Here is a 10,713-nt window from a genome sequence, read left to right as displayed (position 1 = left end):
AGCAGCAGACTCTGGTAGCTCTGTATTTGTTGCTCAGGGTTGATCTCTCATCATCCTTTCGGTGTTCGCATCAGCACTCCGATTTTTCTTCAGATAGGTTCTAGAATCGAAATCAAGACGCAGGGGAAGATAGAGTTCCCTGAGTCTGAAAAGTGTACTACCGTGTAATTTTATGAAAAATAGTCTGAAACGATCGTTCCTTCGATTTATGACTGTCTCCATACTTATCGTTTTGCCATCTTGTTCACAAAAGAATCCGATCGCTCTTGTTCTCTTAAAAGACACATCTATAAGTGGACAAAATAACGAAGAGTTTAAGACGACAACCAAGAAAGCCTGTAAGGGTATAACAGAATCCATTTCGCGTGGTGATGAATTGAAAGTTATTCAAGTCAATGGCGAGCAGGACTTTTTTGAAAATCTTACCCCCACCAATCCAACTGATGCGAAAAAACAGTGTGGAGCCGTAAGAACCACCCAAAAACAGGGAACTTTGGCCTGTCCAGCTGTTCGCACAGCCCATAAAATTTTTCAGTCATCAAAAAAACCTGGTGTATTGTTAGTCCTTATAGAGACCAACGAGCGGGAATCACCTTGCCCTCAAGATTGGAGAACTACCGTTAAAAATGTCATTGAAAAAGGTGGCTCTGTAGTCATTTTGAATGCTACAAACAACGGCGGCGAATCATTTCGCTTAGAGCTAGAAACTGCGTTGGAAGGTCTCCCAGTTACATATGCTCATACTGACGTGGAATTTGTTATTAAGAACGCTATCCAAGAAACTAGAAGAAAAGCTGAGGCAAAATTATGAAAAAATCAGATAGTTTCCCTCACTTTGAGGGCAACGGTTGGAATAGTCCCCATGTATCTAATGCCAGTGGCCACACCGAACGAGAATCAGAATCTAACCCGTGGCCAGAGTCGGAAGCAAGAGTCAATATCAATCAATCAAAGGAATTCAATCGGCTAATTGCTGAGGACCTTCATCCCCAAGATCAGGAAGACCTGTTACAACGCTTTCCTTGCTATGCGATCGCACAGAGGAGAGTTGCCGCAGCCGAGTTCTGCCGCTTTCAGATTATTAAAATTTGTGAATTATACTAAAGGAGTTTTATGCCTAGAGATACTTTCTCTTTTTTTAATTTCTGTTCTTTGTTGGTCACGAGCATCATCGCCTTCTTAAACTTTAACACGGCTATGGTTTTAGTGCCGGGGGATTGGGACGATATAAAAATATTGTTTGCCGTTCCAGTTTCCTTGATAGCCTGTATTCTTTTCGACACCAAAGTTAGCGAGGAGTATATGCGTGAACGCCTCAAAGGATTTGCGAGATCTACCTTAAATTGGATTAATATTCAGAGAGAAAGACTGAGTCAAACTCGATTTGGGACGATGAGACTGGAAACATACATCTATCTGTTTCAACTTTTTGAAGCACCTTTCTTAGAAACATCAATAATCTCAATTATTAATCGTCTTGGCTGTATCATTTACCTAATCACAGAGTTTATTGTGAGCGCTTATTTATTAATAGAACGAGAGGATTTGCCCTGGTTCATGTCTATTGCTCCTATCCTAGCAGGATTATTGAACTTAGCAACGGGAATCCTCAAAGGACGTCTTATTGTTTACCCAAAAGCGCTTACACAACTTAGAAAAAAATATCAACAGTATTATGAGGACGTCTAAAATGAATATTAGATTGATAAATATTAACGAGATGAGTTCTCAGGATTTAAACGAACTGACGAGTATTTATGTCTCAGATGCAAGTCTGTCACCATCTAAAATGGTTGAAATCCTTCAGCAAAGAGTCGCTTGCCGCTCTCTCCATAAATCCATAAAATTAATTCAGGAAGACCACCGACGGTCTTTTGAAAACTGTTTATCAGAGAGAGATAAAAAGCTTGAAGAAATTCGGAAACAAGCAGAATCTCTACACAGTTATCCCCGGGCTATTAACGCTCCAAATCCCTCCTATTTCTTGGCAATAAATACAGTTAAAGAAGACTTAGAATTTGCTGAATCTCAAGTCAGAAATCATGAAAAATCTATCAGCAGATTAAATAACTTAGAATTGGAATTCAAATCAGTACTAAGAACATCATCATATTGGTCAGGTTCATTAGCCGATAGCAATAAAATTGAAGAAATACTGAATGAAATGGGAGTAAAAGAGCTAATGCACGATTTAGAGCAAAGACTGAGAGAATTGCAGGAACAGGTTAAAAAATTTAGCCTTGAATTAACCAAGTTCTCCATCGTTACTGTGTACGGCGAATCAAAAGTAGAAGATTTTCAATATAGAAATGGAGCTGCTCACCATGAAATTGAATGAATCCCCTTTTGGAGCGAGCTATGCTCCTCGTCCGGAAAAACCAATCGTGGCCTTGAAACCTAAAGCTTGGTCAGTATTTTTAAGTTGGAAAAACCTCCGTGGAATAATTTTCATAATTCCTCTTTTTTCTATAGCCTGGCAGTACCTAACTCTACAACGAACCGAATATATGTTTACAACTCAACGGTTTAGGACTATTACGGGACTTTTTAACCAAGAAATCGACGAAGTTTGGCTATTTCGTGTAACAGATTTACGCATTTTAAAGCCATTTCTTTATCGTTTGTTTGGAATAGCAAATCTTTACATTTACTCTACAGATAGAAACAACAAACTCGTGGTTATTCAGGCAATTTCGCTTACAGATGCCTTGAAGCTGCATGAAATTCTTCAACAGCAAGTCAATATTGAGCGACATAGAAATCGACCTGATATTCCAGGCTCTTGGCAGTAATCAATCATCTCAAAAAAAGGAAATAGTAATATGGCTGACCAAAACACATCTACTAACGGCGAGACTAATACTTCTTGTCCCAGCACAATAGATAGTCCAGAACTACAAGATAAAGATATATGGAGTTCTTATGACAATACCTTTGGCAAATACGCATTTCACGGGGGAATGGAGGGATACTTAGAAAATAAAGACCCTTCGCCTGAAAGTCCACAACAAGAGTGTTTCTACGATGATTCAGGTAATCTAATCGACGAAAACCATCAATACGCAGGAATGAGAGGAACTGCTAATGAATACGATGGACATAAGGGCGATAGTTCAGAACTATGGAACCATTTCTATAACGATAGTGGGGGAATCTGGCAAAACGGTGGAGAAGCCTTTTCTACCTCTGTGGAATCCTACTATGACTCTGTTGAAGATTATGTTTCTGATGTCTATGACTCTGTTGAAGATTATGTTGCTGATGCCTTTGAATGAAGTCAAAGTCAAAAGCTCTTGAACGTCCTCAAAGCTTATCTGTCAAGCGTTTTTATCCCCTCTATTCTAACCCGCGCCAAAAAGCCACAAAAACTAAAAAACTTCGCCAACAACAAATGGTTAATAAACAGCCAAAATCAGTCATTCTTCAGCAAAATAATGCTACTACAACAATAAATAATTTGGTCAATAGCTGAACTAAAAGAGTTGCAAAAAATAAAGTCTAATTTTGGCTTTAAAATCAATTAAGGGATTGCACAGTTTTCTTGATTGGCAATCCCTTTTTTCTATTAATTCTGCATGGTATAGCCTAAATGATTGCCCACCATCAATTTTTTTATCGTTTCAGCACAGTAATATTAAAACATAATGATATTATGTTCCTACGATTAGGAATTTATTAACCTTTGTAGGGATTTAACACTGTTAAATCCTTATCTATTGACGGTGATTTAAAGATAATTCAATGATATTCTTAAGTTAGTTAATTCAGTATCTTGCTTTAACTCTCTATAGATAGTGATCGCCACTTCACTAGCAAGGTTAATTCCTGAATGGGAGTAGATCAAAAACCGCAAACCATCCACTATTTTTGAAGCTTTTTTCTTTTTTTTGATGAAAGCCACTGTTTTTTTAATATCTTCCTCATTAAATTGAGTTATATCATTTATTATAAGGGGGTGAATACGCCCAGGATTCATGTTAAGTTCAGATTGAACAGATTGAGGTTCAGCATTGCCATTAGGGGTTTTAATTGAAATAAATCGATAGTCGCTTCCCTCCTTATTTTTAACTAAGTCATTGACTTTTTCTAAGTCACAACAAATCAGTTCAATATCTTGATAAATATTAGTAATTCCCTCTCCAATACTATAAATTCTGTCAACTAATGATTGAGGTTCAATCACCTTAACTTCTTTTCCCCAACCCGAAATCCAACGAATGAGATCAATGTCCATTAAAGACCATTCGGGTACAGTAACTTTAATAGTATATTGATAGGGAGGAATATTTTGGTCTAACTTAAAAATTCCACGATCTCGCGTAGCGAGCGCTTTGCGTTCATAACTCGTTCCTTTTAACCAATCAGGTAAAGACATTTCTATTTTCTGAAATCTTTGATTTCCTTCACAAATAAATTTAAACGCAAGTTCTGTGGCGTAGAGAATGACAGTAACATTTAATTTCTTTCCTTGTTGGGAATCTAAATACTGACGCTGTTTTGCAACATCATCGCCTAAATAAATTCCTGCACTTGCATCATAAAGTTTATGGAGCTTATCTAACGCTTTCTTTTGCTCATTTATATCTCTCTGAGTATTTACTTGTTGAAATCGAATTCTATCAATTCTTGCGAAAGCAAATAAACCTTTTTTGTCTCCTTCACCTATTTCATACCCTAAATACCATGCAATATTATGAAAAACAATTTGTAAAGGGTAAGCGGTAAAGGTTTGTGGTTGTTGATCTGACCAGTTGGCTGTTCCTTGAACATGACTAAACTTCAAAAATTCTCCTTTTTTTATCGCTTCTTCTAACTGTTCAAATTGTTGTTGATATTTCTCCACATCAACAATAGATTTTGTGCCAATTAAGCGAGTAGAATAAGGGGCTTCTCCTTCTAAAAGTTTGGAATTCTCTAATCGTTGTTTAAATATATCATAAATTTCGGCAGCAAGAGGATCTTTAAAATATTTCTCTACTGAATGGGATCGGAGAGATTGATAGAGCTTATTTAACTCATATTGAGATAAAATACCTGTTCCTGCAAAGTAGCCTTTCTTCATAGCAAAATTAGGTAAAAGTTGATAAGGTTTAATACAATGACAAATATCTTCTCGAAAGTTATTTTCTAGAGGACGTCTTTGATATTTATTCTCAATATCAATCTTGCCAGAAAATAAGCCATAGTTATACATCGCTTTAACAATGCTAGTTTGCCTAAAACCTGTTTCTGTTGTCACCGAAGGTTTGCTATTTTCTTCGCATAAAAAAGGATGATGAACAATAAAACGAATCGTTTTTATTAACCGTTGAAATTTTTCTAAATCATTGTAACGATGACTAATTAAATAAGGATAATCAATCGACTCTATCTCAATTAAATTAGCCGCTATATCTCCTCTGGCTAAAATCCCATTTTTTTCTAACCAATATAAGTCTTTTTCTATTGCTTTAGGATGGGCATAAATAGCATGATACTTTTTAGTAATTACTGCACAAATTTCCTCAATTGAAGTGCTAAACTGAGGTAATTCTTCGACTTCTAAAATTTCTTTCAGGTTTTCTGGTTCAGTTTCCGCTAAATTCCCAATCCCTGGGTAGTTAATAATGACGGACATTAAGTGCATTAATCGTTCAAAGTCTAATAAACGAGAATATGGGTGAAAAACTTTATTCTTATTCAAGTTAGCTATGTTAGCTAAAAGACGCTTGAATCCTGTGAGAATTGTACAAATTTCGTCAAGATCAAAGTTATTGTCTTTAACAGGAACAGGATAGATTTTTAACAGTCCTTCGTTAGACTCTGGGGGATTTTCTTGTAAATTAGCGTTCATCTTATCAATCACTTCGTCAGGAACTTGGCGATCACGTTGTTGATTTCTTTGTTTACATTTTTCCACAGAAGTCTGTAGATGCCATCCTATCCATTGAATATTAAATAAATTAACCGTTTTATACAGAAAATCAAGTCGCCACGGGCGCATGACATTAGTGGCATCATAAATGACAGGTTGATCTTTTTCAACGGCGGTTTTAATTTGATCTAAGACTTCTACCTCAATATCCGCCCAAATTCCTTGATTTGCAGCATCTCCATAAAGTTGCGCCCGAATTTCATCGGTTGAAACTACGACAGCATTAATTTCTTCTGCCAAAACTTGAGCAAACGTTGATTTACCGCTTGCAGGAAGTCCAATCAAAAAGTGACAAATTACAAGCTTTTTCATCATAGTTTGAAAGGCCGTAAAATAACGGTATAATTGTTCAATTTGAGTCAAAGAATTGATTGATTCGTTACTATGGGTAAGTTCAGTTTGTCCAATCGCTCCCTTTTCTGATTCAGGAAGTTGATATTCTAGGGAGCATCTGTAACTCCTAAATTAAGCTTTATGTCAAGCTATTTTGAAAGCCTTACCAGAATCAAGTTTTAGGGACAAGTATAATTACTCACTTGCATAAATGAGATGCTCCCATATTCTGGTTGAATCTGTGACTCGTTCTGGACTCATCTAAACCTCCACAGCAGAAGAATAAAGAATTAAAGTATATCTATCTGAGTCAATCCTATCATATAAGTACGTTCTATCGCCGTACATTTTCTAGCCATTTAAGATCGCTCAGTAAAATAGCAATCACCTGTGTTTTAACCGCAGAATAGATATAGTATTGATCGGTGTTAATAAACTGTTCTTTATAGTCTCTCCTCAATTGCAATAAAGGATGATTGAGAATAATGTTTAAGATGTCTGGAATTGTCTTATGTACAGGGTGAGAGCATCTCAAAAGCTATTGACAATCGGCCAGTTTTGTGATCCGCATGGGCTTTCAGCCGATACCAGCCAATCAGAATAGTTACCAAATTGACCAAATGGGTCGATTTTTGCTTAACAATTGAGATGGCAAATTCTCCTCAAATATGCCTGAATCGTGGGTAAGCAACCCCCACAAAGTCCCTTTTGTCAAGGATTGTTAAGATGGGCTTGCCCTGATATAATAGACGGTGGGCTAATGTCCTGAATTAAGCTTAATAATCCCTAACGAGAAATAATGACCATTTCATGCGAACTCCCACCCCTTGCTGAAATTTTTCAATATGGAGTTTCTTAACTCAACCCAGAGAAGATATCGGTGTTCGCACCAAATACACTCTCATAAGCTTTAATTTAGGGTAACGTCGTCATTAGCCATTAATTTACAGTTAATAAATATGACTATTCTTCTTGCGAACCTTGGCACTTCTGACTTATCTATTAAAGTAACAGTAGATAGCAAAAATTATTATCTTCCTATTGATTTTCTCTCGAATGAACCTAATCTAAATAAAAAACTCAAAGACTTAGATAATGAGCGTCGAACTATTTGGGACAATATGTATCAAGGTTTTAACTATGTTCCTAATAGTCAAGTTTACCAAGATTTAGGATTTCCTCCCCAAAAACAACCAGTTCGTGAATTAACCAAAGCTCTACAATCAAGCTATCAAAAAGAGTCCCCTAAATGGCATTCTCTTATTCGACCGACTCGAATTGGAAGTGTAATCCAAAAAGCAGTAGCAATGGGAGCATCTAAAGCCTATATTTTCGTCACCAATCAACCGACTTCACACCCTCAAGATACCATTTATTTGTTCCAGATTATTCAACAGTGGGTACAACAGGAATATCCTGCTTTTGAATTAATTCAAAAAGAGCTACAACTTAATTTAGATCCGCAAAATCCTAACCTTGAAGATTTAGTTCTTGAATACTACTATAATCAGTTGAATGAGATTTATTTAGAAGAAAATTTATCCCAAGAATCAACTATTTTAGTCAATGTTAAAGGGGGAACATTGCACCAAAAAACTGCACTCAAAATTCAAGCAATTGCCAGTGATTTTAAAAATATTCTGTTCATTGACCCCATTTTAGACCTTAATCAACTTTTAGAGGGCAAAAACTCTGAATGTCAACTAACTTCTTATTGGCTTTATCAACGGAATCAAAAATATCAAACCGTTAAGTTACTGTTACAAAAAAGATGGGATTTTGACGGAGCAAGAGTGATTGTTAAAGATTGGCAAGAAACTTTGATTTATTTAGCAAAACAAGTTTCTGCAATAGCCAGTGACACCCAAAAAGAGCAAGAAAAGTTAACAGAAATTATCACAAGCCTTGATTTTGCCGTTAGCTGTTTTAACCTTGATAAAAATGCCGTGAGAGATAATGATAAAATGGAGCATAACTTTTGGTTAAATCTTTATACTCAATGTCGGATTTATTGGGAACTAGATGAAATCGCTAACTTTCTAATCCGATTAAGTTCTTTTTATGAAGTCACTTTAAATGAATTAGTTATTGGCTTAGGCGGACAAAAATACTTGAGAAATAATAATCAAAATCAAGATTGGGTATTTGTCAGAGGACAAGCAGATCAACGATATAAAGTCTGTAATAAATTTGAGGAGCTAGAACAGAATTTTGGTGCATATGAAGTCACTTGGCAATATAAGAAAACTCAAATAAATAAGGAGCATACATCTACTTGTAAAGCCATAACAAATCAAAAAGAATATCCCCTTGAGATTATTATTAAAGGCAAGTTTGGTCAAGGGGATAGTGGAGCGATTGCCAAACTAAAAAATATCTTAAAAGTTGAAGAAGTTTATCATAAGAAACAATATAAATTAGGAAATCGTTATAGTAAGAGAAATTTTGTTCAAACCTTAATAGAAATTGATCATCCTGATCGCCTTGAATTATGGCAACAGATTCTAGACTCTTTGGTAAAATTAGATTATTGGTTTGATAATCGAAATACGCTCATTCATAGTGGCAGAGGAGTATCAGTACAAACTATGATTCAACAATGGGAAGAAGACAAACGAAATTGGACTGACGACAAAGATAAATATAAAGCTAATCCCCATAAAGCTTGTCATCCTAACAATATTTTAGGGGAAGTTCTCAATATTGCTATCCACACTTATCAGTTACTTGGACAAAAATCATCTCCTTATGTCGGTTGCGATGAAAATACTCCCTATTATCTCTATAGCCAATTACGAGATGAAATTTGTCAACAATTGATTTAACCCTTGAATCCCCGCAAAGGCGGGGACAAGATTAATTTCAAGACCAGCTTCAGAAACGGTGGAAGATGTGACTTTTAAGCGGTTAGTCTCTTAAGTCTAACAATCTGATCACTGATAGATTCTAGGGGGATAAAGTCCTGTTTTAGTAATGCTTGTAAGCGAGAATTAGTGTTTACAGAAGCACCAACCACATTGACATCAACGTTGCGTGCTTGTAGTCTCTCAACCAAGGGAATGAAATCTCCATCACCAGTGACTAAGATAACGCGATCACCTGGTTTAACCGCCTCTATTAAATCCAACCCCATCGCTAAATCATCGCCAAGAGTTTTCCATCCGTTTTCCCGTTGTGATAAAGGGAAAGTGATTACCTCGTAGTTAAGTTGTTTTAAGTGATGAAGCCATTGTTTTTGATTCGGAGAAAGATGCTCATGGAGTCCAGTATAATACTTTAAAGTAAAAGTATCTGTCTGTTCTGCTGGTTCCACCAGAGCAATTTTTAAGGCTTTCCAGTCAATTTCTAACCCTAGTGTTTCGGTCGTTTTGCTGAAATTGTTACCATCGATGTAGATGTGAGTCACCGTCTGTCTTTTTTGGGGTAGGGGAATGACGCGCTTCTCAGTTTCTATCTCTGGGGTTGGCTTCTCTTGGGGAGTAAGTTGATTTAACTGTTGTTGTTGCTGATTTAGAGTTGCAGTCGTTAGCTTTTGTTGATGTTGAACTTTTTGGGTTGCGCCTACCAGTAAACGGCTACTGGTTTTCAGGGTTCTGACTTCTTTAGCCACTTTTTCTGTTGTGTGTGTGACAGCTTTAACCTCTTTTTCGATTTTTTCGATCCCCTTAATCATAGTTTGGGAGTTAGTCAGACTTCCTTCAATCAGAGTCTTGATTTTCTTTTTTTCTTTAGTAACAATGATCGCAGAGGTAGAAGTGGCGGTCGCGAGCGCTGTTCCTACTATCATCAGATCCAGTTGACCCGAAGAAACGATCGCACTAACGAACAGAGAAGAAGCTACTTGAATGAAGGTTTTCATCATTTTTTCTTCTTTTGAGTATAGTGTGTACGGATAAATGAGTTCCACCCGGCCCCATTAGGCGGCCCTAACTAGGTGTGAACAATTTTTATCGTAATAGGGGTTTTAACGGGATTCAAGCAATATCATGCGAACGCCCATCTTCTGATTTTATCAAGCAAAGCGGCCGAAAGACTTCAACGAGAAGTGCAGTCAAGAGAAGATTTTATCGCCGATATTAATACTTGGCGAATTGATGTCCTCGATCTCAGGAAGCGAGGTATTTTTCTCATTACTCAGGAAAAGAGTTTATACACCTTAATTTCTTCGTACAAGCAGGGAATTAAGAGAATTATCGCTCAAATTACCGCCATTGACCGGCAAGAGGGTGATTCCCCTGAAATTCATTATCTCAAATCCGAGAATAGGAGTCTGGTAGGCTCCATGAATAACATAAAGAATTTAATCCCTAAATTAGATCAGTACAATGCGGTTGATAACGAAAGATTTGCAGAAATAATTAATCAGACTCCCTTTAAATATTTATCTTACCGTACCCCGACCGAATGTTACCAAAATCTCTTGAATCAATCGAAGGGAGTACAATAAAACGGTCGTGTTTTAATCT

12 protein-coding genes are annotated in these 10,713 nt (G+C 36.6%); 9 read left to right on the top strand and 3 right to left on the bottom strand.

What is annotated here, in order from left to right; translation table 11 throughout:
• Positions 1-172: 172 nt before the first annotated feature.
• Genes O9295_RS01800 through O9295_RS01770 form a run of 7 tightly spaced genes read left to right on the top strand, consistent with a single transcriptional unit; the run spans position 173 to position 3,472 of the window.
• Positions 173-811 (top strand): hypothetical protein, encoded by a 639-nt coding sequence (locus O9295_RS01800; RefSeq protein WP_242034605.1) that lies wholly within the window; start codon positions 173-175, stop codon positions 809-811.
• The gene (locus O9295_RS01795; protein ID WP_190721266.1) at positions 808-1,104 is read left to right on the top strand and encodes a hypothetical protein; all 297 of its coding nucleotides are present in this window, start codon (positions 808-810) and stop codon (positions 1,102-1,104) included. Before O9295_RS01800 ends, O9295_RS01795 begins: the two co-directional genes overlap by 4 nt.
• A 9-nt stretch (positions 1,105-1,113) precedes the next feature.
• Entirely contained in the window at positions 1,114-1,689 is a 576-nt protein-coding gene (locus O9295_RS01790; protein ID WP_288031216.1) for a hypothetical protein, read from the top strand.
• A gap of 1 nt (position 1,690) precedes the next feature.
• Positions 1,691-2,338: a hypothetical protein gene (locus O9295_RS01785; protein ID WP_288031214.1), complete on the top strand. Its 648-nt coding sequence runs from the start codon at positions 1,691-1,693 to the stop codon at positions 2,336-2,338.
• Complete coding sequence (locus tag O9295_RS01780; protein ID WP_069473765.1) at positions 2,325-2,792, top strand: PH domain-containing protein; 468 nt, start codon at positions 2,325-2,327, stop codon at positions 2,790-2,792. The genes O9295_RS01785 and O9295_RS01780 overlap by 14 nt, the downstream gene beginning before the upstream one ends.
• A 30-nt stretch (positions 2,793-2,822) precedes the next feature.
• The gene (locus O9295_RS01775) at positions 2,823-3,275 is read left to right on the top strand and encodes a hypothetical protein (RefSeq protein WP_008197488.1); all 453 of its coding nucleotides are present in this window, start codon (positions 2,823-2,825) and stop codon (positions 3,273-3,275) included.
• A complete protein-coding gene (locus O9295_RS01770; protein WP_287732134.1) occupies positions 3,272-3,472 on the top strand; it encodes a hypothetical protein in 201 nt (66 codons plus the stop codon). Before O9295_RS01775 ends, O9295_RS01770 begins: the two co-directional genes overlap by 4 nt.
• 255 nt (positions 3,473-3,727) lie before the next feature.
• Here O9295_RS01770 and O9295_RS01765 read toward each other — a convergent pair whose 3' ends face one another.
• A complete protein-coding gene (locus O9295_RS01765; protein WP_288031209.1) occupies positions 3,728-6,277 on the bottom strand; it encodes a WYL domain-containing protein in 2,550 nt (849 codons plus the stop codon).
• Positions 6,278-6,581: 304 nt separating this feature from the next.
• Positions 6,582-6,782: a hypothetical protein gene (locus O9295_RS01760; RefSeq protein ID WP_008197491.1), complete on the bottom strand. Its 201-nt coding sequence runs from the start codon at positions 6,780-6,782 to the stop codon at positions 6,582-6,584.
• A gap of 424 nt (positions 6,783-7,206) precedes the next feature.
• On the opposite strand from O9295_RS01760, the gene O9295_RS01755 reads away from it, so the two are divergent.
• Complete coding sequence (locus O9295_RS01755; protein ID WP_288031206.1) at positions 7,207-9,072, top strand: hypothetical protein; 1,866 nt, start codon at positions 7,207-7,209, stop codon at positions 9,070-9,072.
• Between the two features lie 74 nt (positions 9,073-9,146).
• Here the strand turns inward: O9295_RS01755 and O9295_RS01750 are convergent, their stop codons facing one another.
• Positions 9,147-10,109, bottom strand: coding sequence for an NYN domain-containing protein (locus tag O9295_RS01750; RefSeq protein ID WP_288031203.1), 963 nt, complete (start codon positions 10,107-10,109; stop codon positions 9,147-9,149).
• A gap of 183 nt (positions 10,110-10,292) precedes the next feature.
• Here O9295_RS01750 and O9295_RS01745 point away from each other — a divergent pair, with 183 nt between their 5' ends.
• Positions 10,293-10,694 carry a DUF6933 domain-containing protein gene (locus O9295_RS01745; protein WP_288031200.1) on the top strand — a complete coding sequence of 134 codons (402 nt, stop codon included), beginning with the start codon at positions 10,293-10,295 and terminating at the stop codon, positions 10,692-10,694.
• The last annotated feature ends 19 nt before the right edge of the window (positions 10,695-10,713 follow it).

It is taken from the genome of Microcystis sp. LE18-22.4A (assembly GCF_027531105.1).
Taxonomy (GTDB): domain Bacteria; phylum Cyanobacteriota; class Cyanobacteriia; order Cyanobacteriales; family Microcystaceae; genus Microcystis; species Microcystis aeruginosa.
The sequence above is the reverse complement of the archived record's forward strand: the minus strand, read 5'-3'. Positions and strand labels throughout refer to the sequence as shown.

Coding starts and splice junctions, on each gene's coding strand:
- O9295_RS01770 (WP_287732134.1), top strand. CDS start 3,272: ATGAAGTCAAAGTCAAAAGCTCTTGAACGTCCTCAAAGCTTATCTGTC.
- O9295_RS01775 (WP_008197488.1), top strand. CDS start 2,823: ATGGCTGACCAAAACACATCTACTAACGGCGAGACTAATACTTCTTGT.
- O9295_RS01750 (WP_288031203.1), bottom strand. CDS start 10,109: ATGATGAAAACCTTCATTCAAGTAGCTTCTTCTCTGTTCGTTAGTGCG.
- O9295_RS01795 (WP_190721266.1), top strand. CDS start 808: ATGAAAAAATCAGATAGTTTCCCTCACTTTGAGGGCAACGGTTGGAAT.
- O9295_RS01790 (WP_288031216.1), top strand. CDS start 1,114: ATGCCTAGAGATACTTTCTCTTTTTTTAATTTCTGTTCTTTGTTGGTC.
- O9295_RS01800 (WP_242034605.1), top strand. CDS start 173: ATGAAAAATAGTCTGAAACGATCGTTCCTTCGATTTATGACTGTCTCC.
- O9295_RS01780 (WP_069473765.1), top strand. CDS start 2,325: ATGAAATTGAATGAATCCCCTTTTGGAGCGAGCTATGCTCCTCGTCCG.
- O9295_RS01755 (WP_288031206.1), top strand. CDS start 7,207: ATGACTATTCTTCTTGCGAACCTTGGCACTTCTGACTTATCTATTAAA.
- O9295_RS01785 (WP_288031214.1), top strand. CDS start 1,691: ATGAATATTAGATTGATAAATATTAACGAGATGAGTTCTCAGGATTTA.